Annotated in this window: 19 protein-coding genes and 1 tRNA gene; 11 read left to right on the top strand and 9 right to left on the bottom strand. The window is 52.7% G+C overall.

Annotation, left to right across the window (positions count from 1 at the left end; genetic code table 11):
• Nucleotides 1-13 precede the first annotated feature (13 nt).
• Nucleotides 14-6,784: an autotransporter outer membrane beta-barrel domain-containing protein gene (locus ABLV08_RS04895; RefSeq protein WP_348855620.1), complete on the bottom strand. Its 6,771-nt coding sequence runs from the start codon at nt 6,782-6,784 to the stop codon at nt 14-16.
• A gap of 439 nt (nt 6,785-7,223) precedes the next feature.
• Between ABLV08_RS04895 and ABLV08_RS04890 the strand changes: the two genes are divergently transcribed.
• Both ABLV08_RS04890 and ABLV08_RS04885 read left to right on the top strand, forming a co-directional pair.
• Nucleotides 7,224-8,132, top strand: a complete 909-nt coding sequence (locus ABLV08_RS04890; protein WP_015704641.1) for a LysR family transcriptional regulator — start codon at nt 7,224-7,226, stop codon at nt 8,130-8,132.
• 404 nt (nt 8,133-8,536) lie between these two features.
• On the top strand, nt 8,537-9,418 hold the full coding sequence (locus ABLV08_RS04885; RefSeq protein ID WP_348855619.1) for a LysR family transcriptional regulator: 882 nt from the start codon (nt 8,537-8,539) through the stop codon (nt 9,416-9,418).
• A 464-nt stretch (nt 9,419-9,882) separates the two neighbouring features.
• Here ABLV08_RS04885 and ABLV08_RS04880 read toward each other — a convergent pair whose 3' ends face one another.
• Nucleotides 9,883-10,719: an alpha/beta fold hydrolase gene (locus ABLV08_RS04880; RefSeq protein ID WP_020079429.1), complete on the bottom strand. Its 837-nt coding sequence runs from the start codon at nt 10,717-10,719 to the stop codon at nt 9,883-9,885.
• 625 nt (nt 10,720-11,344) lie between these two features.
• Between ABLV08_RS04880 and ABLV08_RS04875 the strand changes: the two genes are divergently transcribed.
• On the top strand, nt 11,345-12,211 hold the full coding sequence (locus ABLV08_RS04875; RefSeq protein WP_020079430.1) for a GNAT family N-acetyltransferase: 867 nt from the start codon (nt 11,345-11,347) through the stop codon (nt 12,209-12,211).
• Nucleotides 12,212-12,329: 118 nt separating this feature from the next.
• Nucleotides 12,330-13,229: a LysR family transcriptional regulator gene (locus ABLV08_RS04870; RefSeq protein WP_015704636.1), complete on the top strand. Its 900-nt coding sequence runs from the start codon at nt 12,330-12,332 to the stop codon at nt 13,227-13,229.
• Here ABLV08_RS04870 and ABLV08_RS04865 read toward each other — a convergent pair whose 3' ends face one another.
• The 5 genes from ABLV08_RS04865 to ABLV08_RS04845 all read right to left on the bottom strand — a co-directional run bounded on the left by ABLV08_RS04865 (nt 13,230) and on the right by ABLV08_RS04845 (nt 18,177).
• Nucleotides 13,230-14,030 carry a substrate-binding domain-containing protein gene (locus tag ABLV08_RS04865; RefSeq protein ID WP_047053335.1) on the bottom strand — a complete coding sequence of 267 codons (801 nt, stop codon included), beginning with the start codon at nt 14,028-14,030 and terminating at the stop codon, nt 13,230-13,232.
• 9 nt (nt 14,031-14,039) lie between these two features.
• Nucleotides 14,040-15,347, bottom strand: a complete 1,308-nt coding sequence (locus tag ABLV08_RS04860) for an MFS transporter (protein WP_348855617.1) — start codon at nt 15,345-15,347, stop codon at nt 14,040-14,042.
• Between the two features lie 254 nt (nt 15,348-15,601).
• Nucleotides 15,602-16,438, bottom strand: coding sequence for a 5-dehydro-4-deoxy-D-glucuronate isomerase (gene kduI, locus ABLV08_RS04855; protein WP_015367870.1), 837 nt, complete (start codon nt 16,436-16,438; stop codon nt 15,602-15,604).
• Nucleotides 16,439-16,656: 218 nt separating this feature from the next.
• Nucleotides 16,657-17,655: a 2-keto-3-deoxygluconate transporter gene (kdgT, locus tag ABLV08_RS04850; RefSeq protein WP_015704632.1), complete on the bottom strand. Its 999-nt coding sequence runs from the start codon at nt 17,653-17,655 to the stop codon at nt 16,657-16,659.
• A gap of 445 nt (nt 17,656-18,100) precedes the next feature.
• Nucleotides 18,101-18,177: transfer RNA gene (locus ABLV08_RS04845), tRNA-Arg, on the bottom strand.
• A gap of 319 nt (nt 18,178-18,496) precedes the next feature.
• On the opposite strand from ABLV08_RS04845, the gene folD reads away from it, so the two are divergent.
• The gene (folD, locus tag ABLV08_RS04840; RefSeq protein ID WP_348855616.1) at nt 18,497-19,363 is read left to right on the top strand and encodes a bifunctional methylenetetrahydrofolate dehydrogenase/methenyltetrahydrofolate cyclohydrolase FolD; all 867 of its coding nucleotides are present in this window, start codon (nt 18,497-18,499) and stop codon (nt 19,361-19,363) included.
• Between the two features lies 1 nt (nt 19,364).
• Nucleotides 19,365-19,577, top strand: coding sequence for a ribosome-associated protein YbcJ (gene ybcJ, locus ABLV08_RS04835; protein ID WP_015367876.1), 213 nt, complete (start codon nt 19,365-19,367; stop codon nt 19,575-19,577).
• A 36-nt stretch (nt 19,578-19,613) separates the two neighbouring features.
• Here ybcJ and cysS read toward each other — a convergent pair whose 3' ends face one another.
• A complete protein-coding gene (gene cysS / locus ABLV08_RS04830) occupies nt 19,614-20,999 on the bottom strand; it encodes a cysteine--tRNA ligase (RefSeq protein WP_032707566.1) in 1,386 nt (461 codons plus the stop codon).
• A gap of 173 nt (nt 21,000-21,172) precedes the next feature.
• Here cysS and ppiB point away from each other — a divergent pair, with 173 nt between their 5' ends.
• From ppiB to mnmH, 5 genes are all read left to right on the top strand, one after another.
• The gene (ppiB, locus tag ABLV08_RS04825; RefSeq protein WP_348855615.1) at nt 21,173-21,667 is read left to right on the top strand and encodes a peptidylprolyl isomerase B; all 495 of its coding nucleotides are present in this window, start codon (nt 21,173-21,175) and stop codon (nt 21,665-21,667) included.
• Nucleotides 21,668-21,670: 3 nt separating this feature from the next.
• Nucleotides 21,671-22,393 (top strand): UDP-2,3-diacylglucosamine diphosphatase, encoded by a 723-nt coding sequence (gene lpxH / locus ABLV08_RS04820; protein WP_015367879.1) that lies wholly within the window; start codon nt 21,671-21,673, stop codon nt 22,391-22,393.
• A 119-nt stretch (nt 22,394-22,512) separates the two neighbouring features.
• Nucleotides 22,513-23,022, top strand: coding sequence for a 5-(carboxyamino)imidazole ribonucleotide mutase (gene purE, locus ABLV08_RS04815; RefSeq protein ID WP_015367880.1), 510 nt, complete (start codon nt 22,513-22,515; stop codon nt 23,020-23,022).
• Nucleotides 23,019-24,086, top strand: a complete 1,068-nt coding sequence (gene purK / locus ABLV08_RS04810; RefSeq protein ID WP_020079437.1) for a 5-(carboxyamino)imidazole ribonucleotide synthase — start codon at nt 23,019-23,021, stop codon at nt 24,084-24,086. Before purE ends, purK begins: the two co-directional genes overlap by 4 nt.
• A gap of 110 nt (nt 24,087-24,196) precedes the next feature.
• On the top strand, nt 24,197-25,273 hold the full coding sequence (gene mnmH / locus ABLV08_RS04805; RefSeq protein ID WP_047054954.1) for a tRNA 2-selenouridine(34) synthase MnmH: 1,077 nt from the start codon (nt 24,197-24,199) through the stop codon (nt 25,271-25,273).
• Nucleotides 25,274-25,380: 107 nt separating this feature from the next.
• Here the strand turns inward: mnmH and ABLV08_RS04800 are convergent, their stop codons facing one another.
• Nucleotides 25,381-26,526, bottom strand: a complete 1,146-nt coding sequence (locus ABLV08_RS04800; RefSeq protein ID WP_015367884.1) for a porin — start codon at nt 26,524-26,526, stop codon at nt 25,381-25,383.
• Nucleotides 26,527-26,646 lie beyond the last annotated feature (120 nt).

The raw sequence follows: 26,646 nt of genomic DNA, 5'->3' as shown, positions 1-26,646 counted from the left end.
AGGGGGCATGATTTCAGAAATTAACTTTAAACCCGACCATCGCCTGAGTATCGCTGTAACCTTTGTCCCCAATTTGCTGGGCGATATTGCCCCACAGGTTCACGTTTTTATTCAGCTTCGCTTCAACACCGGTTTTCAGTTCACCAATATTGCGTGTTCCCGCGACTTTTACCGGCACGCCATCCAGGCCTGCGGTGAAGTCCTTGGTATTGTGGATCCAGTTCGCCTCGATAAACGGCTCAAACGTCCGGTCCTTACCATTATCCAGCTTGGCATTGTGTCCTTTGATAAAGAACCGGGCGCCCAGACGGGTCTGAACGTTATCATCGCCACCGAATTGTACGACCGTACCGTTCTGCTCTTTATGATCGTCCGCTTTGACACCCATCCAGGTCACCTGGGCCTGTGGCTGCACGTAATAACTTTCGTGGTCGTTACGCTCACCCACTTTCCAGGTATACCCCGTCTCCACCGATGCGGTCAGACCTTTCGATTTATAGCTTTCTGAAGAAGCTCCTTTCGATGACACGCTGTTATCAAACCAGTTGTACAGCATCCAGGTATCGACATAGGCGCCGGTTTTCTCTTCGTTATCCTGGAACCAGGTACCGTAAAGACCGGTGCTGTAGCCGTTGACGCTGCCGTCCGCAGAGTAACCATTACGGTGGTTGCGCGTGTTGCTGTGCTGATTCGCATACCCCGCCATGATACCAAGATGGAATCGATCGGCCCCGTCGCTGCTCCACTGGGCGATATCGCCCCCCAGTTGCGCAACATAGCGATTCGCCTGGGTTTTGTTCTGGCCGCTGCCATCATTAGAACGAGTATGGCCACCGACCTGGCGCAGCCACAGACTGGTGGTCTGCTCCTGGCCCAGGGCATCGACATAGTGGGTCTCACCGAGGCGATCGTGCAGCGTCATGTTGAACAGGGTGTTCGCCGCCTGCATGTTGCTGGCATACGCCTTACCTTCCGGGCGAATATCCGGGGTATGCGGTTTATCGCCACCGCCATTATCAGGTGTGTCTCCGCCATTATCCGGATTGACAGGATTGACCGGATCTACCGGCGTTTCCCCGTTGTTCGTCAGGTACCAGTTACCGGCATTGCCGCCCTGCCCGCGTGCCAGGGTGTAGTCGTAGGCGCCGGCGACAATACGTCCTTTCTGAGTGAACTCACCGGCAGAATTACCGCCGACGGAGACCACCTCAATCCCATTGAGGGTTTTCGCACCGCTGCCGCCGGCATTGGTCACCGCCACCTGGGTGGTGCCGCTGGTATTGCCCTCCACCACCAGTTTGTCGGTGAGCGAGTTATCACCGCCGAGTTGGGTGTTGAGGTTCAGCGTACCGCCGTTACCGGCATAATCCCCGGCAACATGCAACGTGTTACCTGCCGTCGTTGCGCCCGGCGCGCTGACGTTGATCACCCCGCTGTTACTCAGGTTTTGACCGATGGTAAAGGTATGGCCTGCGCTCGCGCTGGTATCAAGCGCGCCAATGGTCAGCGTACCGCGGTTGTTCACATCGCCGGCCGTGCCGCCAAAGCCGCCAAACTGCGTACCTTCCGCCACATTCACGGTGGAGGAGGCCAGCATGACGTCATTACCGTCGCTGCCCAACTGCAGGCCGCCGGCATTCAGGTTGGTGGTACCGGTGTACTGCGCGGCGTCGGCGGTCATCGTGACCAGACCGGAACCGTTTTTGTCCACATCGCCGCTGCCGGTAAGGCTATTGCTCAGCAGGCCCTGTACGCCTTCGTTCAGCGCCAGCAGACCGTTATCCACGATTGCCGCAGAGCCCAAACCGGCAATGTCGTTCAGTTCCACCGTGGCGCCGTTGGCGATGGTCGTTGCCGCGTTCATCTGCGCATTCGCGCCATTAATCGTCAGGGTACCGCCGTTAACCGCCAGCGCCCCGTTCCCGGTCAGCCCGCCGTTCACGGTACCGCCATTGGCAGTGGTCAGACTGCCGCCATTAAAGTCGGTATTCGCCCCGGCATCGGTATTCAGCAGGCCAACGCTCTGGCTATGGCCATTCAGGTCGACGGTGGTATCCGCCGCCTGATGCAGTTCCGATGTTTGCCCCAGTACGTTGTCATTGTTCGCCAGTAGCGTACCGCTGCGAACGTCGGTTTTCCCGGTATAGTCGTTCGCCAGATTCGACAGCGAGACGGTATTGCCCGCGCCGCCATCAATCGCCAGATCGCCTGCGCCGGTGACCAGTGCGCTGAGATCTGCCGCCGCGCCGGTGGCGCCCTGCGCATTCAGCGTCAGCGCATTATCACCGCTGGTCAGCAGCTCGACTTTCGTCAGACCATAGTTGATGTACAGACCATCGCTGTTGTCGCCGGAGGTCAGACGGTAATCGTAGGTGGCGTTGGCCACCGTTTCCCCGTTCTGCATCACGGCGCTGCTCACCGCATCCGTGACCGCATTGCCGTTGCGGTCCAGCAGGGTCAGGTTGCCGCCGTAAGCCGATACGCTGCCGGTGGAGCCGGCCAGCTTCAGGGAGATATCGCCGTCATCCTGCGCCAGCAAATTGACCGCGTTATCAGGCATCACCGGGCCGTTGAATACCGGGCTGTCGGTGTTCACCTGCACGTTGCCGGTACCGCTGATATCCAGGTTGCCGGTGGTGGTGATATAGGCATCCGATACCGACTTACCGACCGTGTCAGTATCAAATACCGCCGTACCGCCGTTGAACGCCAGGCCGCCAATCTGTTGGGTACCTTTTGCTACGTCAGTGATACTGCCTTCTCCCAGCTTCAGGGTGGCGTCTGACAATGCCTGGTTATTGGCGGTCGTTGCGCCATCCAGCACGAAGTGGCTGTTGGTCAGTTCCACCGTCCCGGCGAAGCCGTCGGCCTTGTTGTTATCGGTAAAGGCAAAGGTATGGTCCTGCCCCCCGAGATCGACGGTCACCAGGCCATCGCCCTGCAGGTGGCTGGCGAAATCGAGGTCCGTACTGTCCTGCATCGCCAGCGTACTGGTGCTGTCGATGTTCCAGAGGGCATCCGCAGCCGTTAAATCAAGCTGGGTATGATCGAGCGTGAAGGTGGAGTTATTCTTCAGCTCCACATCGGACATGTGCTGGATTTTGTCGGCATCCTTCAGGGTATAAACCGAATTGTTGAGAGCCAGCATGTTGTGGCCCGCGCCGCCATCCAGGGTGGTGAACAACACCGGGTTTTCCTCTGCGGTGATATTCGTCAGTTCGAACAGGTCATCGCCCGCTCCGGTGGTGAACGCGGTTTTAGCCTGGCTGCCGTGCTCCAGGGTTACCGTGTTATTGCCGCTCAGCAGATTGACGGCGCCGGTCAGGTTACCGTTAGCCTGGTTGGTAAAGTGCACCGCCTGCTTATCCACATTCATCACCAGCGCATCAGCGGCCGTTGAGGCAATGGTGCCGCTGTTCACAAAGTCCGTGGTGTGGCCATTGTTGATATCCACCAGCTGGGTGGCGGATGCCGATGCCAGCAGACCCGACTGTTCAACGTGCGCCGTCTGCCCGCCGATGACCAGCGCAGGGCCGCCGCTGGCATCATTCACATTGACGCTGACGCCGGTTTTAATATCCCCGGAGGTATTGGTGGTCATCCCGCGCCCTTCGGCGCTGTTGACGTTCACAACCAGGGCCTGGGACTGCGACATATCGTAGGCGTTGTCGGTCATCGAGCCGTCGGCATTCTGGAACAACAGACCGGTACCGCTGCCGATGACGTTTATCACGCCGCTGTTGCTCTGCGCCAGCGAAGCCGAAGTACGGACACCCGCGCCGTTATGGGCGTTGATCGTCGTGTTATCGAGATGGATACCGGCAATTTCAGCCTTGTTTTCAATGCCGTTGCCGGTACTAATCGGATCCATGTTGATGGTGGCATCTTTGACCGTAAGTCCTGTAGCGCCGTCATCCAGCAGGATACCGTGCGCCGACCCGGTAGCATGGGTAACGCCGCTACCGGTCAGATTGAGCGACGCGCCATCAGACAGTCTGAATGCGGCCCGACCATCGGTTGCGGTAATCACCCCGGTGTTGTTGACCGTCGAATTCGCGCCGATAATATCGACGGCGGTACCATTCACGCTGATAGAAGAGGTATTATTCAGCGTCCCGCCGTTGATCAGTACACCCGTGCTGTCCGCCGCCGCCAGATCGATAGTCCCGCTGTGGTTCAGCGTACCGCCGGTCAGTACCTTGTAGCCCAGGGCCCCGACAGCGACGTTATCCCCGTTCAGTACCGCCGCGCTGTTCAGAACGGATGCGCCGGTAGCACCTTCTTCGCCGGTGATCGTCGTCGAGCCGCCACGGACGATCCCTGCCGTCGCGCCGTTCTGCGCAAGGCTAATATTGGTACTGGCGTCAATTGTCGCTTCCGCGCCGCCTTCCACGCGCAGCGCCGTCGCATCCTGGCCATTCACACGCAGCGTCATACCGGCCGTATTGATGTTGCTGGCCACCGTATTCTCGTCATTTCTGCCGGTCGCCAGCAGAATGGTGCTGCCGGCGCCGGACGCCGTCAGATCGCCGCCAGCCGCGGCATAGGCGGCCCCGCCGGAAATGCGATAGAGCGTGGAGCCATCCGTGCTGACGCTCTGCACGCTGTGGCTGTTAGTAATAGACGAATCGGCGCCATGGATGACATAACCCGTCTGGTTAACCCCGCTGACGAAATTAACGTTACCGCCATCAACGGCAGCCACACCGCCCTCTTTCACATACACGCCAATCGCGCCATCTCCGGTCAGATCAACGTTCCCGGTGAGCGTGGCTTTCGCCCCCTTCCCTTGTGACACAATACCGTAGTTGGGCGTCTTGCTCTGACCGTCGATCCCTTGAGCGACCACGATGGTACCGGAGTTGGTCGCTTCGGCCCTCTCACGCACGTTCATCCCCACGCCGTTAACGCCGTTCAGCGTAATGGTCCCGCTGTTTTCCGCCTGAGAGAATACCCAGACATCCATGGCAATGGACTGCGCAGGCACCTTGCCTTCAGGAGAATAAGCGCTGTTAATAGTGATCGTCCCTGCCTGGTTGACGGTGCCGCCTACGGATTTGATGGCGGTAACGCCGTGCGTCAGCGCGCCGGTGGTAATATCGCCGTTGTTAGTAAAGTTAGCGTTCGTGACCGCCACGCCCGTCACCCCGACCCAGTCCACCGCCACATCTTCACTGACATCCGTCAGGTTGCGCTGCGCTGATCGACCAATAGAAATGGTGCCGTTATTCACCATCGAGACGCTGCGGTCATCAGACCCCCGCCCAGCCAGACTGACCCCGATATTAGCAACGCCATTTCCCAGCACGCTGGAGGTCTGCGTGTTCGATGCGACGTTGATTGCGCCATTGTTAGTAACGGTGCTATCGCCCAGAGCTTGAATGCCAAGTTGTTGAGCATAACTCTGTGGGGAGGTGACGTTGATCACCCCGTCGTTAATGATGTCACTATCCCTTGCTGTAATGGCGGTAATCCGGCCAACTTGTACTAAATTAGCCATATTCTGGCCATTGTAATTAAAGGCGCCCACTTCCTGGTTAGTGCCCGCATCAATCACGCCGGTGGCCATGTTATGGACGGAACTGTTGTCCGCCGAAATAACATACCCGCCGCTGGTGATATTGCTGTAGAAAGCCCCAATGTCCCCAGAGTTGGTCAGCTGTGCCCCATTCTCAACCCGGACCAAACTAGCATCAGAGCGGAACGTCTGAATATTGGCGCCATCGGCGATATTGACCTTAGCACCCGGGCCAGTGGCATAAATATAGGCAACCCGATTTTTATTAATTGTCTGAACAACCGGGTCACCTGCACTCACGCTGTCAATCGCTTCAATAGACCCTGGAGTTAGCGCCTTGTAAAACTCGGATTCATAATCCGCTGGTGAGAGACGATTTTCCTGCAGCGCTTTAATCAGCGCAGTGTTATAGGCCTTAATGTCATCCAGATTATTAATGGTGAATGAGCCAATTTTAGAGTCAATGGTTCCCCCTACAGGGACCTGAAAACCGGCCACGGAACGTGGAGTGGTACTACCTATGCTGGCGATATTTCCCAGCGAGACAATCGTTTTCCCGTTGTAATTTAACGTCCCGCCATCTTCAACTTTATAAACCGCCGAGGTAAATTTTGACTCGGTACCGCTGCTCTTCATGATGATATTGACAAAGTTAGCCGGATTATTGACCCACTCTGAAGATTTGTCTCCGACATCGACATTTAGCGTCGAATCAGAGGAAATATCGTAAATAAATTTATCGACATACTGACCCTCTGGGCCAACATCATAGTGGTTAGCAAAAGTAAAATCGGCAAGAGAAGTTGTAAACATGTCATCATTATCGAACACGTTAATCGTTCGTTTATTACCCGTAACAGGGTCGATAACTGTTGTAGTATCGCTTAGCCCACCCTGCTGGACATTAAACGCATTCACAAATTCAGTACCTTTGGTCAAAATTCCTTGTTCAAAGGCGTCTTTAACGGAGATATTTCGAAATCCGATATCATTCCCCAGCAGCTCAGCAAACCCTTTTCCGCTTCCCTGGATCAGATTATCGTTGCCGGAAATAACAATGGTGTCAGAGGTGGGGGTAAAAGGCGTAACCTCCCTATCTGCGGCAAAGGCTGAGGAAGATATCAGCGAAGCACTACCAAGCAGGCCTGCCGCCCAGGCGCGAATCAGGCGGGACGTTTTGGTTTTCTTCTTTCCAGCGGCAAATTCTCCTGCAACGACCCAGTCCTGCAATGATTCGTTCCAAATAATTTTATACGATTTATTCATCTGTTATTTATCCTGTTTTCACGCGGTATTTATGAAATAAAGAGTTGTAGCCCTCTTCTAATAAACAGTTAAAAATAAACTAACCTTCAATGCCTTAGCGTCATAAGGATCTGTTACCATTACTTTAGTGGTGAAACTTTATTGTTCAATCCACCCCACATCCACTAAAAACACCTTTTAAAAAAGCTGAATAACTTTCAATTAGGCTGAAAAGAAATAGATTTCCAAAAAATCAGTAACCATACAAAAACAATGGGATACATGACCATTTGGCATCATTCCTATTGCCTTCAGACCACAAAACACACATGGTTTTTAATGTTCTTAAAAAGCGCTTTTAATTGCTTTGTCGTTGATGTTGATTACTATTTCTCCATCCATCAGTGGGAAATAAAAAAACGATATGTTTATTAAATAATTAGACTAAAAGGAAAATATCGTGAACGAATCACTGGATTTGAAAGTATTGCGAGTTATTCATTTTCTGGTGACTAACGGGAGTGTGACCAGAACAGCTGAGTTGTTAAATGTCTCCCCTGGAGCCGTGAGCTATATGCTCAATAAAGCGCGACATTTTACCGGTTCAGCACTGTTTTCCAGATCGGGCAATGGGATGGTGCCTGACAATGTTGCCAGGGAACTTAGCCTTCGCTATCAAAACATCAAACGAGAACTCTCCGAGATCTCTGGTACGAAAAAGCTTGAAAACCGAATGGTCACCATTAGTACCTATTCGTTATTCGAATTTATGATTTCCATGAGAATCTCCGATAAGCAAAACTTCCCGGGTATGTTTCATTTCTCTCCCCCAGAAATGGATTGCGAAACACGCCTTCGCCGCTTAAGAAGTAAAGAGGTAGATATTGATATCGGCACTGGCTTACAGCAAGACCGAAGCATAGTGCAAGTTTCATTATTTAAATGTAAGTTGAACATTCTTATGAGGAGGGATAATAAAAAAGCCAATAGCAACTTCACCCTAAAAGACTGGCAGGAAAGCCATCACGTTAGATGGTCAAGGAGAATGAATTTTACCTGCAATGACTATAAACATGCTAACCGGTTCCACGAGTTGATGGAGGAGCGGAATATCTCAATGATTTCAAGCGACTCATTAAATATGGTAATGCTGTGTGCCTTTACAGATCACATTATGTTAATGCCTGAAGTGCTGTCGAGAAACCTGGAGAATTATCTACCGCTGAAGTCCATTATCCCACCTCCAGAGTTGCAAATGAATTTTGAGTGTTTTCTTCATTATCATCGCTCGTTATCAGGTGATAATGCACTTCAGATGATTTTGGATAAACTGCATCAAATTACAACGGTTGAAAACGTCACTCCATAACATTCTTATCAAACTTATTATATAGAAGGGATATCATTATGGTAAAAAATCGTACAGCTGAAAACCTTGAGAAAAAAGGGTTATGGCGTAGAGCCGCTACTTGCTGGCTATCGATTATGGACCATTGTCACACCGCAGAAGAACAGGATTGGGTAAGAAGACGGAGAAACTACTGCCTGGCACATATTAAACGTACCAAACATTCATCCGGTCTTGACCCCGCCAAAGTACACCGTTCAGTATCAACTATGATAAACAATATCCCTTAGCAGCCAAATCCATGAACGCAACTAAATCTATATAAAACATAAAATTACAATAGAAAATTTATTTTTAGTGTAGTTAAACCACACTATTATACTATTTTTGATAAAATGCGAGATTATTTTAAATCGATAATCTCCATGCATAATTTAGATATTAAATCATTGAGAGTGATACATACACTGGTTAATTGCGGTAGCGTTACGCGTTCTGCAGAGTTACTTAATGTCACCCCCGGTGCAATTAGCTATTACATAAACAAAGCCAGAAAATCGACCAACACTGCACTGTTCTTTAAAACAAAGAATGGGATGATGCCAGATAATATAGCCAGGGAACTTTCAAAACGATATTTAAGTATCGTTAATAATAGCTCTTTTAGCAGTAAAGCGATTAATCTCTCCAGTAGAGACATCACACTCAGCTCTTACGCAATCCTTGAATTGTTAATAGGTATCTCCTTTAATCATCGCTCTGAAACCAGAAAAATTAATTTTACCCCTTTGCCTACCGATGACTCCGAGCGCCTGCAAAGGCTGAGAAATAAAGAGGTTGACATTGATATTGGCACCCGACTTACGCCTGATAATAATATCATTCAATCAAGACTATTTTCTTGCGGGGTTAAAATAGTTGCAAACAAGCAATATCCTCTGTCAAATGACCAATTTAGTCTTAGCGATTGGGAAAAAGCAACCCATATCATATGGGGTCGAGGCATGCATCTTTTTCATGATGATTTTGAACACGTGAATCTGTTCCATAAACACATGAATTTAAGAAATATTGTCTGCAAAGCCAGTAACTCGATCAATATGATACTGATGGCAGCATATAGCCAACATGTTGTACTAATGTCTGAAGTGATCGCTAACCAACTGCTTGGCAAAATTCCAATTAAACTTTTCACCCCACCGCCGGAGTTACAAATGATTTATGAGTGTTTCATCCATTATCACAAATCATATGCGGAAGAAAAAATCATTTCAGATATGTTGCAATCACTTTGCGCTATTTTTTAAAAGAAAAAACCACCAGTAACCTGGTGGTTAAAAAGGAAAAAAGATATGGCACCATGATATCATAAGACATATCGAAACAAGGGAAGAATGCCAATCAGCTTGCTGAAAAACATATATTGGCCTACAAAGTTAATTGTACTTAAAACCGTTAAGACTGCAATAAAAAATACAAAATCAGGTTTTCAAAAAACAAACGTTATTGCAACACCATGAACGTAAAAAAGCACTACCTTCCTGGCGGTGCTTTTAACTACTTTTCTTTTAAGCAACTAAAAGATAAGCAACAACGCTTATCCTTTATAATTCTATTATATTTTAAGAATGATTCAACATTGTTTTTTTAAAGAGTACTTTTAAATTAAAAACACATTTTCTTCATACTTTATCGTCGCCAAAAAATGTTATTGAAAACACGCTTTAGAAAAGCAATCGCCCCCTGTGAATGTTCTCAGGGGGCAAAGAGGTTATGAACGAATGAAAGCCAGCAGATCGGCGTTAATCACATCCGCATGTGACGTGTGCATACCATGCGGTAAGCCCGGATAAATTTTCAGCTCGCTATTCGCTAAGAGTTTATCCTGCAAAATGGCGGCATTCTTATAAGGAACAACCTGGTCGTCGTCGCCCTGCATCACCAGCACCGGCACCGTAATCGCTTTTAGATCGTCGGTCTGATCGGTTTCAGAGAAGGCTTTAATCCCTTCATAATGGGCTTTCGCGCTACCGGTCATCCCCTGACGCCACCAGTTTTGAATGGTACCTTGCGAAACCTCTGCGCCATCTCGGTTAAAACCATAGAACGGGCCACTGGCAACATCGAGATAGAACTGTGAGCGATTAGCAGCAAGCGCCTTGCGGAAACCGTCAAATACTTCGATGGGCGTACCGCCGGGGTTATTGTCGGTTTTCACCATTAACGGCGGTACGGAACTAATTAATACTGCTTTGGCTACCCGACCCTGCGGTTGACCATATTTAGCCACATAGCGCGCGACCTGGCCGCCGCCGGTTGAATGACCAACATGAACAGCGTTATGTAAATCCAGACTTTCCACTACCGCGGAAGCATCGGCCGCATAGTGGTCCATATCGTGACCTTCACTTACCTGATCGGAGCGCCCATGCCCGCGGCGATCGATGGCGATGACGCGAAAACCCTGTGCGAGGAAAAACAGCATCTGGTTATCCCAGTCATCAGCGCTTAACGGCCAGCCATGGTGGAACACGATTGGCTGAGCTTCTCTCGGCCCCCAGTCTTTAAAATAAATATTAACGCCATCTTTAGTTGTTACGAATGCCATATCACGAACTCCTCTATTGAAAATATGACAACTTCTCATTAACATTCAATTGGTTACATTCAGCGCTGATATGATGTTTTTCCCTTACTTGCGAAAAACCTCAATGGCAACGGCGCCACAAAGTGTAGAAGATGATGGCTCATTTAGCTCATCCCTCAGCAATTTAATATCATCGCAGAAACTAAAATACGCTTTGTACCGTTTAGCGTTAGTGCATATTACCTATTGATAAAATACAACTTTTCGATACCTTTGATTTTATAGATAAATATCAAACAGTTATGGCCAGAAGGAATAATTAAAATATTTATTCCTTATACTCAGGCTTTACTATAAATTCCTCTCAAATACATTTCTTCAGATTATTCCCTGAGAAAAAAGAATAAACCAAATGCCCCGCGCGCTCATTTTTAAACCACTGCGTTTACGCCTTACTTACCTTATCCACGTAGAATGTTTGCGGTTAATTGTGAGCCAGGCAACGTCCTGAGCAATGCCCTTCCTCCAATGCTGTACAAACCGCAGAAAACCGCCATACTCAGGCACAAAACCTGTGATTTTCAAGGGGTAAAATTTGCCTGTAGCAATCCCGGATAGCAAAACGAATAAGAAAGGAATGACTGCGATGCACTACAAATTGGTTAAGCAACTCAAAGATGATAATACATTAAGAAAAAGCTTTATTGATTTAGCCATCAAAACGTTCGATCTATCCTTTGACGCCTGGTATCAGCAAGGGTACTGGAGCGAATCCTATATCCCTTACGCTTTCGTTGATAAGAATAAAGTTATCGCCAACGCCTCCGCGAATATTATTGATCTGGTCTGGCAAGGCCAACCCCGACGCTATATTCAAATAGGTACGGTAATGACCAATATTGATTACCGTAATAAAGGGCTTGCCGGACAGTTGATACAACATATCCTTGATGACTGGCGTGACAAAGCGGATGCTTTTTTCCTGTTCGCCAACTCTACTACCGTCGACTTCTATCCCAAATTTGGCTTTACGCGGACCGACGAATATCAATATGTGGCACCCGTTTCGCCTACTCCCGGCGACTTCCGTAAACTGGATATGGATAGCGCACAGGATATTGCCCTGCTTAAGCACTACTACCAGAAGTCCAACCCCTTTTCACAGCTACGAGTGGAGAATAACTTCGGCCTGCTGATGTTTTACTGTTCGGCGTTTATGAAGCATTTTGTCTACTACTCGGAGAAAAACCAGGCCGTCGCCATTGCGATGCAAAGCGCCCATGAGCTTATCTGCTTTGATATTTTTTGCGATGCCGGACAATCCATGGCGACCATTATCAATGAACTCGCCCAGCCGCAATCGCAACAGGCGGTGCTAGGTTTTACGCCGAAGGAAGCGCGCCTGGGCGAGTACGAAAAAATAGACGGCGACGATATGTTGTTTATCTATTCGACTAAAGAGAACATCTTCCACGACAACAAATTGATGTTCCCGCTGCTGGCGCACGCCTGATGCCGGGCCGCAGGTCATCTATTTAACCTGCGGCTGGTCGGTGTTGTTTCTTCCTGGAAAACCAAATAAACAGTACAATTGATTGTTGTTTTTTTGTTAAATCCAGGAGAAGCGCCACTTGCCCCTTTTTGACCTGCAGGATCTCTACGCCTTTTTAGCCCTCAGCGAGCACGGCAGCTTTCGCTATGCCGCCGAGGCGATTTGCATTTCGCAATCGGCGTTAAGCAGGCGAATTGAAAAGCTGGAAACCGCTTTAGGGGTGAGATTGTTTGAAAGAACCACTCGCCGGGTAACCCTCACGCAAACCGGCAGAGCTTTCGCCCCAAAGGCGCAGCATCTGCTTTCCGAATTCGAAGATGCCCTGGACGGTATTAGCGACCGCGCCGCCTTCGGCAACGGGCTGGTGACGGTTGCCTGTGTCCCCTCAGCCGCCAACTATTTTATGCCGCAGGTTATCAGTCAATTCCGTCTGCGTTTTCCCAAAGCGCGGATCAAGGTCATTGATACCAGCGCCGGAAATGTTTATAGCGCCGTGCAGAATCACCAGGCGGATTTCGGCCTGAGTTTTCTCTCCGAAATCGCGTCCGAGGTGGTATTTACGCCGCTGGTCCATGAACGCTACCTGGCGGTTTGCCGACGAGACGATCCGCTGGCGCAGCGTAACAGCCTCAGCTGGCAAGAATTTTTTAACCACGATTACATCTGGCTTGATAAGATCTCCGGCAATCGCCACCTGCTGGACGGCGCCCTGAGCGACGTAGGGCCACGACGCACTGCAGTTTGTGAAACCCGCCACGTGACGACCATGCTGGGTATGGTTGATGCCGGCCTCGGTATTGCGGCCATCCCGGCGATGGCGCTGCCGGCCTATGCACACCACGCGTTAGCCAGTATTCCGCTAGTGGAACCAGAGGTGAAAAGGCAGGTGGGGCTGATAAAAAAAGCGGGCAGAGCATTACCTCCTCTGGCCGCCGAACTCGAAAAAGCCATTACCGATTTTTACCATCCCACCGCATAATTAGCCCTCTTCCGGTAATTCGCAGGCGTTGGCGGGTAAAGGATCCATGCCTGTGCGACGGATTTCCGCCTGCGCCGGGACTGAAGCCAGATAGCACAGCAACTGCTTCGCCTGCGACTGCGCGGATGAATCGGCAACTACGGCGCCCGCGAAGCGGGTAACGTATTGCACTTCATCCGGCAAACGGCCAACGAACGTCACGCCGCTGACCGGCAACAGTTCGCTAACCTGCTGAAACCCTATCGCGTAGTCCCCTTTTGCCACCAGCGAAGCAACGGGGATTTTTTCGATCATTTTTGCTTTGGGGCTCGCCTGCGCGGCAATATCCAGTTTGCTGAACAGCTCCTTTTCAACATAGCGCCCACTGGCGCTATCCGAATAGGCGATGGATTTCGCCTGCAGCAATGTTTGTTTCAACGCGGCGACGCTGCTGATATCCGGTACCGGGGCCCCTTTTGGCACGACGGCGCCAATACGTGAATCCGCCAGTTCAATACGCGACCCCGGCATCACTTTGCCCTGCTTTTGCAAATCATCCAGGGCGTATCCCACCATAATCACCACATCCGCCTTTTGCCCTGCCGCCAGGCGGTTCGGTATCGCCTCCGCGGATTTCCCCATCGAGGGACCATGAATGATATGTAAGGTATTGCCGCTTTTTTGCTGATAGTCGGGCGCCAGTTTATCCAACGCCGCGGAGAAGCCGCCGGAAATCATCACCGTGATCTCCTGCGCGACGGCAACATGCGCATAGCCGCAGGTGAATACCACTAACGAGAAAACCCATGATTTACGTTGCATATTCACCTCTTAACCTAAAGAATTTTGCGTTTTCAATGCCTGTCGGGAAACGCGTTGATAGAGATACAGCGTCGCCAGTAGCGCGCAGATTGCCGCAAAACTCATCCAGTAGCCGGGCGCCGCCTTATCCCCGGTGATTTTAATTAACGCAGTGGACATCGCCGGCGTAAAACCGCCAAACAGAGCGGTAGCCAGGCTGTAAGCCAGGGAAAAACCAGCGACCCTGACCGACCTGGGCATAATTTCCGTCAGCGCGGGGATCATCGCGCCGTTGTAGATGCCGTAAATAAAGGAGAGCCACAGCAGCACGGACAACATCATGGCGAAGTCCGGCATGCGGGCCAGCAGCGATAACGCAGGCCAACTGGTGAAAATAGCCAGCAGCGTCATGCTGACCAGCACGGGTTTACGACCAAACTTATCGGAAAGCATGCCGCCGATAGGCAGCCAGATGAAATTGGAGATAGCCACCAATAGCGTGACCAGCAGGCTATCCGAGGCGCTTAATAACAACACGTTTTTGCCAAAGGTTGGCGCGTAGACCGTGATCAAATAGAACGCGGTAGTGGTCATGGCCACCATTAACATCCCCGCAATCACCACCCGCCAGTTTGCCAGCAGAATAGTCAGCGATTGTCCTAAGGTCGGATGTTCCTTACGCTCCGTATACTCCGCGGTTTCATTCAGGTTGCGGCGTAAAAAGAAGATAAAAGGCACGATCAGGCAGCCAATCGCGAACGGGATTCGCCATCCCCACTGATGCAGACTCGACTCACTGAGCAGCATATTGAGCAGATAGCCCAATGAAGCGGCCACCATAATCGAGACCTGCTGACTGGCAGATTGCCAACTGGTATAGAACCCTTTACGTCCAGGTGTCGCCATTTCTGCGAGGTAAACCGAGACGCCGCCCAGTTCCGCACCAGCAGAAAAGCCCTGCAACAGTCGGCCGCACAGCACCAGCGCCGGCGCCCACAAACCGATAGTCTCATAACCTGGCACCAGCACGATCAGGATGGTTCCCATCGCCATAATCGACAACGTGCCGATTAAACCTTTACGTCTGCCGACCTTGTCAATCCAGGCGCCTAACACCACGGCGCCAACGGGCCGCATCAAGAACCCGGCGCCGAAAACGGCGAAGGTCATCATTAAGGAAGCGAATTCATTTTCGGAAGGAAAAAAAGTATGGGCAATATAGGTGGCGTAAAAACCAAATAAAAAGAAGTCAAACTGCTCAAGAAAATTCCCTGAGGTCACCTGCAGGATCACTTTGGCCCTGGCGCGAAACACTGAAGTAGCGGCAGTTGCGGACATCACACTCTCCCTGATTAACTGAATAGTTAACTCTCATTAACATTTAGGTAACCGTAAGAGTGCGGGAAGTTGTAGCCAGGAATAAGCGCATTTTGCGCATCTATTGATGCGTCTGACACATTAATAAAGCCTGCGAGTGAAGCGACGTCAACAATGACGGGGCGATGGGTTCCCCCTTCCGCCCCGCCTCTAAACACTGATAGTGTGAACTCCGCTGCATTTCCATCCCGGCAATCCGGGCTTGAGCGGGCGTTTTAACGTATATCGCGCACGGCAACGTGATCCATGTCGTCAAAGACCTGGTTCTCGCCAACCATCCCCCAGATGAAGGTATAAGCGCGGGTACCCACCCCTGAGTGAATCGACCAGCTTGGCGAAATCACCGCCTGCTCGTTATGCATCACAATATGACGGGTCTCCTGCGGCTGTCCCATCATGTGGAACACGCAGGCATCCTCATCCATGTTGAAATAGAAATAGACCTCCATCCGCCGCTCATGGGTATGGCAAGGCATGGTGTTCCACAGGTTACCCGGCGCCAGTTCGGTCAGGCCCATGCTGAGCTGACAGGTTTCCAGTACATCCGGCACGAAATATTTATTGATGGTGCGGCGGTTGCTGGTCAGGTTGTCACCCAGCGTCACCGGCGCTACATCGGCAGGAGTGACTTTCTTCGTTGGATAAGTGGTATGCGCCGGGGCGCAGTTGTAGTAAAACTTCGCCGGTTTTGCATGGTCGACGCTGGTAAACACCACCTCTTTCGCCCCCTTACCGACGTACAGCGCCTCACGGTGGCCGATTTCATAGCATTGGCCATCAACGGTAATACAACCCGGGCCGCCGATATTAATCACCCCTAACTCACGGCGTTCGAGGAAATAGCTTACCCCAAGCTGTTTACCGACTTCGCCACCCACCGACACCCCGCGCTGCACCGGCATAACGCCGCCAACAATAATGCGGTCAATATGGCTGTACACCATGGTGTATTCATCAGCCACAAACACTCGTTCAACTAAAAACTCATTACGCAGCCCCTGGGTATCCAGAGTTTTCGCATGCGCGCTGTGGATACTTTGTCTTACGTCCACGTTAGCCTCCAGGCAGATTCTTGAATGACAAAGCCCTCCTGCGGAGGGCAGAGATTAATGACAAACCTCATGCAAACATTGAGCTTGCAAATTGCACCAGACAAATAACAAGGAAAATCAATTTATTGATTTTCGGCTGATGACCACAAAGAAGGAAAAACCACGCTTTTTCCTTCTTTGTCAGCAGTCTGAGCCCTCCTGCGGAGGGCGAAAATAGATTAGTGATTTGCCGATGGCGCCACGCTGGCGCCAGGCGCTTTCACCACCTGCGCGTTGCCAAAGCGTTTGGCATACAAGGCGGTAATAATCGGTACTAAAATCGCAGTGACGATGACGCTTGCCGCGACCAGCGCCGTCGCCGAAGCGGCCACCGGTTCAAAGGCCGGATTAATCTGCGCGATGATCACCGGGTTCGCAACCGCCGCGCCCGCTGCGGAAGAAGCCGCGACGCCAGCTGTCCCGTTACCGCCGCCGATAACCCGGTCAGCAATAATCAACGGAATGCCGGTAATGATGATGACCGCCACGCCAAGCACAATCCCCAGCAGTCCGGTATCCAGAATCACGCTCAGATTGATGGTGTTGCCCAGCGCAAAGCCAAAGAACGGAATCAGCACCGGGGTGGCTTTGCTAAAGAAAGCGCGGAAGTCGTGGTCGAGGTTACCTAAGGCAAAGCCCACCAGGAATGGCAGCACCGCGCCGATAAAATGGTGAGGCTCGAAGGAAGCCAGACCGGCGGAGCCAAGGATAACCATCGTCATCAGCGGCCCGGACTCCAGCGACATCAATACAAACGCGCCGGACTCTTCTTTACTGCCGTACTGATTCATCAGGCTGGCGTACAGGCCACCGTTGGTCATATCCATTGCCGAGACAATTGCCAACACCGACAGTCCGGCAAAGAAACCGGTCTGGACGCCGTTTTCCGGAATGACCATCGCGGCGATAAAAGCGACGATCCAGGCGACGGCAATTTTGGTGATCACTAACGTGCCGGATTTACGTAATACGGTACCGGTGGCGCGCAAATCGATCGATGCGCCGATACAGAAAAACCACACCGCCAGGATCGGTACCGTGCCGCCAATCATGCCTTTGGTGAATGAACCAAAGTAATTACCGGTATCCGGCGCCAGGGTATTAAGCACCGCGCCAAGCAGCAATGGAACCAGCATCATGCCGCCAGGGATACGTTCAATGGTTGCTTTGATCTTCATTTTTTATCCTCATCTCCACCCCACCTGAACGGCAAGGATGTGACTTATTCTTTCAATAGCGTTTGAAAAAATTCTTACTGTTCATTGCATTACGAACAGATGAGAAAAGTCAGGAGTCTCAGGGTTGTGCGCACCACACTGATACCATGCCGTTATCATTGATCATGTGAAATAATGATTCAATGAAAACAAAACAGCGTTTTAGTTACCGTCATCACATATCAAAAAGAAATCGAACGATGGGTATTTATTGAAACGTTAGCGGAGGAGTAGATGCGATGTTGCGGCGATCGGAAACAGGATGAAAGCGGATGAACAACCACGCCAGCTCGAGTAACGGAACCAGCACGGCAAATTGACTCGATTTTTGAGGAAGCTGTCCCAAATATGACCCACAAAGAAAAATCAGCGATTGGGAGGGAATTGATAAGTGGTTGATTTTAAATGGCACGCCCTACAGGATTCGAACCTGTGACCTACGGCTTAGAAGGCCGTTGCTCTATCCAGCTGAGCTAAGGGCGCACTGAGAAGCGGGAGCTTCGGGAGGTGCAATCGCGTGAAATTATACGGTCAACCTCCGGTGAGTCAATGCATTTTGCCCGGAAAAGACAGCAGCATAGCGAGCTTGTCGATTATTAACGCGATGTCTGGTTAAGGATTGTTCGCCCTTTCCGTTCGCGACTGGCCCTCTACGCCGCAACGGCGCAGATAAATAGCCTGTTTCGCCCTTCTCGCGGCGGAAAACCGATAAAAACGCAAACGATAACTGACAGCGAGGCTGGCTTCTGACAAAATATCCACATCCCCCTTTCGTAAAGTGACAGATGGAATCCTCTCTCTGATGGCAGCAAAAATTATTGACGGTAAAACGATTGCGCAGCAGGTGCGCTCTGAGGTCGCGGAAAAAGTGAAGGCGCGCGTAGCGGCCGGAAAACGCGCCCCCGGGCTCGCCGTTGTGCTGGTCGGCAGCAACCCTGCGTCGCAGATTTATGTCGGCAGCAAACGCAAGGCATGTGAAGAGGTGGGTTTCGTCTCCCGCTCTTACGATCTCCCGGAAACCACCAGCGAAGCCGAGCTGCTGGAACTTATCGACACGCTGAATGCCGATAATACTATCGACGGCATCCTGGTACAGCTGCCGCTGCCTGCCGGTATCGACAACGTTAAAGTCCTCGAGCGCATTGCGCCGGACAAAGACGTCGACGGCTTCCATCCGTATAACGTTGGTCGTCTGTGTCAACGCGCGCCGCGTCTGCGTCCATGTACGCCGCGCGGTATCGTTACCCTGCTTGAGCGCTACAATATCGATACCTATGGCCTCAACGCGGTGGTGATTGGCGCTTCTAACATCGTCGGTCGTCCGATGAGCATGGAGCTGCTGCTGGCGGGCTGTACCACCACCGTCACCCACCGTTTCACCAAAAACCTGCGCCACCACGTTGAAAATGCCGATCTGCTGATTGTCGCAGTCGGTAAACCGGGCTTTATCCCGGGCGAGTGGATTAAAGAAGGCACCATCGTGGTGGACGTCGGCATTAACCGTCTGGAAAGCGGCAAAGTGGTCGGCGACGTGGTGTTTGAAGACGCGGCGGAACGCGCGTCCTACATTACGCCAGTGCCTGGCGGCGTCGGCCCGATGACCGTAGCGACCCTCATTCAGAATACGCTGCAGGCATGCGAAGAGTATCACGACATTCAGGAGGCCTAAGATGGCGAATTTTTCTCTGGGCAAACACCCGCATGTTGAACTGTGTGACCTGCTGAAGCTGGAAGGCTGGAGCGAGAGCGGCGCGCAGGCCAAAATCTTTATCGCCGAAGGGCTGGTGAAAGTCGACGGCGCGGTGGAAACCCGCAAACGCTGTAAAATCGTCGCCGGGCAAACGGTGACCTTTGACGGTCAAAGCATTACTGTGATCGCATGAACAAAAACGCCCGGCTAACCGGGCGTTTTTTATGGTTTACTTACGGCGCCAGGTAGTGCCCTGCGGGCCGTCTTCTAACACAATCCCCATCTCGTTAAGACGATCGCGCGCCGCATCCGCCGCCGCCCAGTCCTTCGCTTTACGCGCATCCAGACGCTGTTGAATAAGCCTTTCGATTTCAGCCACTTCGCCATCATCGGCCTGCGCGCCGCTCTGCAGGAAAGCGTCCGGCTCCTGCTCAAGCAGCCCCAGCACCGAAGAGAGCTTACGCATATGGGCCGCCAGCGCGTTCGCGGCCGCCGCGTCTTCCGTTTTCAGGCGGTTCACTTCACGCGCCATATCGAACAGCACCGAGTAGGCTTCCGGGGTATTGAAGTCGTCATCCATCGCTTCAATAAAGCGCGCTTCGAAGGCTTCGCCGCCGGCAGGCTGCGCGGATTTGTCGGTCCCGCGCAGCGCGGTGTACAGACGCTCCAGCGCCGAACGCGCCTGCTTGAGGTTCTCTTCGCTGTAGTTCAGCTGGCTGCGATAGTGGCCGGACATCAGGAAGTAGCGGATGGTTTCGGCATCGTAGTACTTCAGCACGTCGCGAACGGTAAAGAAGTTGCCCAGCGATTTCGACATTTTCTCGCGATCGACCATCACCATTCCGGAGTGCATCCAGTAGTTGACGTATTCGCCGTCGTGGGCGCAGGTCGATTGCGCGATTTCGTTTTCGTGATGCGGGAACATCAGATCCGAACCGCCGCCGTGAATATCAAAGTGATTACCCAGCTGTTTGCAGTTCATCGCCGAGCATTCAATGTGCCAGCCTGGACGCCCTTCACCCCACGGTGACGGCCAGCTCGGCTCGCCCTCTTTTGACATCTTCCACAGGACGAAGTCCATTGGGTTACGCTTGACGTCAACCACGTCGACACGAGCTCCCGCCTGCAGCTGGTCGAGATCCTGGCGCGATAGCAGACCGTAGTTAGGGTCTGTCGGCACGTCGAACATCACGTCGCCGTTATCCGCCACATAAGCGTGACCGCGGGCGATCAGCTGCTCGGTGATTTCGATAATTTCAGCGATATGGTGGGTGGCGCGCGGCTCGTTGTCCGGGCGCAGAATGTTCAGAGCGTCAAAATCTTTATGCATTTCGGCGATCATGCGATCGACCAGCGCGACAAAGCTTTCGCCGTTTTCATTAGCGCGCTTAATGATTTTATCGTCGATATCGGTAATGTTGCGCACGTACTTCAGCTTGTAACCAAGGAAGCGCAGATAGCGAGCGACAACGTCGAAGGAGACGAAGGTGCGGCCATGGCCGATATGACAGAGATCGTAAACGGTAATTCCACACACGTACATGCCAACTTCCCCGGCATGAATAGGTTTAAATTCTTCTTTTTGGCGCGTCAGTGTATTAAAAATTTTTAACATCGAAGATTCCGTGTAGACGTGTGTGGATATAAGTCGCTTATTCTAACCCTAATTCAAACCGGAAGCAGCACACATTGCAAGGTGCATCGACCCCCGCGGTTATGCTATAACAGCCACCTATGTCATACCCAACCTTGGGTTCAGCACTACAATCATCGGAACAGGATGCAAAAATGGTTACTTTCCACACCAATCATGGCGATATCGTAATCAAAACGTTTGACGACAAAGCGCCGGAAACAGTTAAAAACTTCCTGGACTACTGCCGCGAAGGTTTCTACGACAACACCATTTTCCACCGTGTTATCAACGGCTTCATGATTCAGGGCGGCGGCTTTGAGCCGGGCATGAATCAGAAAGCGACCAAATCTCCGATTCAGAACGAAGCTAACAACGGTCTGAAAAACACCCGTGGTACGCTGGCGATGGCCCGCACTCAGGCCCCGCACTCCGCCACCGCGCAGTTCTTCATCAACGTGGTCGACAACGACTTCCTGAACTTCTCTGGCGAAAGCCTGCAGGGTTGGGGCTACTGCGTCTTTGCCGAAGTGGTTGAAGGTATGGACGTGGTCGACAAAATCAAAGCGGTTGCCACCGGCCGCAGCGGCATGCACCAGGATGTGCCGAAAGAAGACGTTGTCATCAACAGCGTCACCGTCAGCGAATAATTCGTGGCGACACTTTTTATTGCAGACCTGCATCTGCAAACAGAAGAACCGGCGATCACCGCCGGTTTTCTGCGTTTTTTACAGGGGGAAGCCCGTCAGGCTGACGCCCTGTATATCCTTGGCGATCTGTTCGAGGCGTGGATCGGCGATGACGATCCGAACCCGCTGCATCAGCAAATCGCTTCGGCCATCAAAGCCGTCGTCGACGCCGGCGTACCCTGCTACTTCATCCACGGCAACCGCGATTTTCTCGTCGGCCAGCGCTTCGCCCGCCAGAGCGGCATGATCCTGCTCACTGAAGAAGAGCGGCTGGATCTCTATGGCCGTGAAGTGTTGATTATGCATGGCGACACTTTATGTACCGACGACCCCGGTTACCTGGCGTTTCGCGCTAAAGTCCATACCCCGTGGATCCAACGTCTGTTTCTCGCCCTGCCGCTGTTTATCCGCCGCCGCATCGCCGCTAAAATGCGCGCCGATAGCAAAGCCGCCAACAGCAGCAAATCGATGGAAATTATGGATGTGAATCCGCAGGCGGTCGTTGACGCGATGGAGCGGCATCAGGTGCAGTGGCTGATTCACGGACATACCCATCGCCCGGCTGTCCATGAACTGCTGGCCAACGGGCAGCCCGCGTGGCGCGTGGTCCTCGGCGCGTGGCACAGCGAAGGGTCAATGGTGAAAGTCAGCGCCGACGGCGTCGAACTCATCTATTTCCCGTTTTAATTTCGCCAACGATTTCCCTGTATTTCCGCCGACGCAACCGTTTTCCTTGCCGGGATATCGTGCTATTCTCTGTGGCCTCTAAAGCAGTGTGAAGCACACCCACAGGAGTTTTCAGACGCATGTCTTCCCGCAATAATCCGGCGCGTATCGCCATCGTGATGGGGTCCAAAAGCGACTGGGCTACCATGCAGTTCGCCGCAGAAATCCTTGATACCCTGAACGTTCCGCACCATGTTGAAGTGGTTTCCGCCCACCGTACGCCCGATAAATTGTTTAGCTTCGCCGAAAGCGCCGAAAGCAACGGTTATCAGGTGATCATCGCCGGTGCGGGTGGCGCGGCGCATTTGCCGGGCATGATTGCAGCGAAAACTCTGGTGCCGGTGCTTGGCGTGCCGGTTCAGAGCGCGGCATTAAGCGGCGTTGACAGCCTCTACTCTATCGTTCAAATGCCCCGCGGAATCCCGGTCGGCACGCTGGCCATCGGCAAAGCCGGCGCCGCTAACGCCGCCCTGCTCGCCGCGCAAATTCTCGCCCAGCATGATGCCGAACTGCACCAGCGTCTGAGCGCCTGGCGTCAGGCGCAAACCGATGAGGTGCTGGATAACCCGGACCCGCGAGGTGCGGCATGAAACAGGTTTGCGTCCTCGGTAACGGACAGTTAGGCCGCATGCTGCGTCAGGCCGGTGAACCGCTGGGCATCGCCGTCTGGCCGGTCGGCCTGGAAGCCGACCCGGAAGCGGTGCCATTCCAGCAAAGCGTCATCACCGCTGAAATCGAGCGCTGGCCGGAAACCGCCCTGACCCGCGAACTGGCGCGCCATCCGGCTTTCGTCAACCGCGACGTTTTTCCGATCATCGCCGACCGCCTGACCCAGAAACAGTTGTTCGACAAACTTGGCCTCGCCACCGCGCCGTGGCAGCTACTGGCGGATAAAAGCGAGTGGCCCGCCGTGTTTGCCCGTCTGGGCGAACTGGCTATCGTCAAGCGCCGCGTCGGCGGCTACGATGGCCGCGGGCAGTGGCGTCTACGCGAGAACGAAACCGCACAACTGCCGGATGATAATTACGGCGAGTGTATCGTCGAGCAGGGGATTAATTTCTCCGGCGAAGTGTCGCTGGTTGGTGCCCGCGGCCGCGACGGCAGCACGGTGTTTTATCCGCTGACCCGCAACCTGCACCAGGACGGCATTCTGCGCGCCAGCGTCGCCTTCCCGCAGGCCAATGCGCGCCAGCAGGCGCAGGCCGAAAGCATGCTGACGGCGATCATGAACGAGCTCAACTACGTGGGAGTGATGGCCATGGAGTGCTTCGTCACCGCCGAGGGACTGCTGATCAACGAACTGGCGCCGCGCGTGCACAACAGCGGCCACTGGACGCAGAACGGCGCTTCCATTAGCCAGTTTGAACTGCATCTGCGCGCCATTACCGATTTGCCGCTGCCGCCGCCGGTGGTCAACAGCCCATCGGTGATGATCAACCTGATCGGCAGCGATCTGAACTACGACTGGCTGAAACTGCCGCTGGTACATCTGCACTGGTACGACAAAGAAGTTCGTCCGGGGCGTAAAGTCGGGCACCTGAATCTGACCGACAGCGATACCGATCGCCTGAGCGCCACGCTGGAAGCGCTGAAACCGCTCCTGCCAGCCGAATACGCCAGCGGCGTTTTCTGGGCGCAGTCGCAGCTTAATTAAGCCATTCGTGCCGGGGATTTGATCTATCCCCTTCCCCGGCATGCCCTTCGGCGCGTAGAATCCCCACCTCGCAGTAAGCACATCCCGGTTTTAACTCAAAAGGACGACCCATGGAAAATGGGACACACTATCGCGCCATCCTCAGCGCGGATACGCCGCTTATCGACGTCCGCGCGCCGGTGGAATTTCAGCAAAGCGCGATGCCCGCGGCGATTAACCTGCCGCTGATGAACGATGATGAACGCGCCGCCGTCGGCACCTGTTACAAGCGCCAGGGGCCGGAAGCGGCATTAGCCCTCGGACATAAACTGGTCGATGGCGACCTGCGCGCCAGCCGCCTCAAGGCGTGGCTGTCGGCCTGCGCCCGCTATCCACAGGGCTATCTGTGCTGCGCCCGCGGCGGCCAGCGCTCGCATATCGTGCAGCAGTGGCTGCGTGAAGCAGGCGTCGATTATCCGCTGATTGTCGGCGGCTACAAAGCGCTACGCCAGGCGGCAATACAGGCTACCGAGGAGCTGGTACAGCGCCCTATCGTGCTGATTGGCGGCTGCACCGGCAATGGCAAAACCCAGTTGGTTTGCTCGCGCCCGGACGGTATCGATCTTGAAGGTCACGCCCACCACCGCGGTTCGTCATTTGGCCGTACGTTGCAGCAGCAACACCCGCAGGCGACGTTCGAAAACCATCTGGCGGTCTCCCTGCTTAAAAAGGCTGAACAACAAACACGTTGGGTGCTGGAAGATGAAGGCCATATGATTGGCGCGAACCACCTGCCGGAGTGTCTGCGTATCCGCATGGCGCAATCGCCGCTGGCGGTGGTGGAAGATCCGTTTGACGTTCGTCTGGAGCGGTTGCGTGAAGAGTACTTCGATCGTATGCACCGCGACTTTATTGCCGCCTATGGCGAAGAGAAAGGCTGGCAGGAATATAGCGAGTATCTGCATCACGGGCTGTTTGCCATCCGGCGTCGGCTGGGGCTACAGCGCTTTGCTCAGTTAACCGAACTACTCGACGCGGCATTGTTGCAGCAACAGCGTACCGCCAGTACCGAAGCTCACTTCGCCTGGCTGGTCCCGCTGTTAAATGAATACTACGACCCAATGTATCGCTATCAGTTGGGGAAAAAAGCCGGGAAAATTATTTTTCGCGGCAACTGGCAGGAGGTCGCCGCCTGGCTGGCGAAGTAGCTCTCCCAACCAGACGGTTTCCCGGGTAGCGGCTGGCGCCTTACCCGGGCTATTCCCGCTTAGCGCAGCGCAAGCCGGGGAAATTACCGGCTTGCGACGGCTCATCGTCAGAAGTCGTAGCGCAGACGCACCAGGTTCATATCGCCCAGATCATCGGTGCTGGAGGTAAACACGTGCTCGTAATCAACACGGAAACCGTAATCCAGCTGGAAGCTAACACCCAAACCGTTATCAATACGCTGGTAGTTGCGGCCATTCACGTACTCCAGACGGTCGCCCATAAAGTACGGCTGAATAGATTTAACAGCGTATTGATTGATCGGGAATTTATATCCGGCAAAGTATTCAATACCCCAGGCATCGCCGGCGAAGTAATCATGCACATTGGTTTTCTTGGTAGTCAGGAAGTTCTGATACCAGCCGCCGCCGAAGGAGAAGGTCCAGTTATCCGGAGTCCAGCTCAGCGCGGTACCGACAATATTCTGGTCGTAGGTTTTGCTATCGGAGCTTGACGGGTCGCGCATTTCGGCGCGGGTGTAGTTCCACGCGGTACCCCAGGTCAGGTCCTTCATGATGTGGTAATCCACGCCGATAGACCCGCCGCCTTTACGTTTGTAGCGCAGACCATCGCCCGGCAGATACTCGCTATCTTCAAACAGATAGGATCCGTACAGATCGACATCACCGACGGTTTTCTTATATTTCAACATATTGCGTGAACGATAAGAACCATCGTAGTCGCCGTTAATACCGTTACCCGGAGCCTGACCGATCATATCGTAGTCCCAGATATCGGTTTTCACGCCGACGACATCATAGTAAATACTGTTCTGCTGACCGTAGGTTAATGTCCCCCAGGTATCGCTCTTCAGACCGGTATAAAGCATACGACGAGTGGTATTGTTCGCCCCTTCCGCGTAGTGATTGTCCCAATCGAACAGCGCCGGAATATTCACGCCCAATTCGTAGTAGCTGATCCAGCTAATATCATCAAACAGATAGTAATCAGCGGCGAAGCGGAAACGGGTGCCGCCGTCGAAACCGTTACGCTTGTAGGAACCTTTATCGCCATCGCCGGTCATCATGTTGAACTGCGGACGAATACTGCCGCCGACGGTAAAGTTAAGGCGGCTTAACGGATCGCCCGCCTGCGGATCTTGTTTCAGCAGCGTAATCTCAGCCTGGGATGCAAAAGAGGTTAACGCTAATGCTGCGCCGATCGAGATCGCCAGCGCTTTTATTTTATGTGCCATGCTTTTTCCTTGAGTAATAAGCAACCTTATATTTGCCAGTTGAATATTAACTGCGAATTAGCACGACGTGTTGTTGGGTTTTTAATGTTTTGTGCGCTTAAAAATCAAGGAATTATCATT

This window comes from Klebsiella sp. CN_Kp088, from assembly GCF_040064335.1.
In the GTDB taxonomy this organism is placed as follows: domain Bacteria; phylum Pseudomonadota; class Gammaproteobacteria; order Enterobacterales; family Enterobacteriaceae; genus Klebsiella; species Klebsiella aerogenes.
This window is presented reverse-complemented; position numbering and strand designations above follow the sequence as displayed.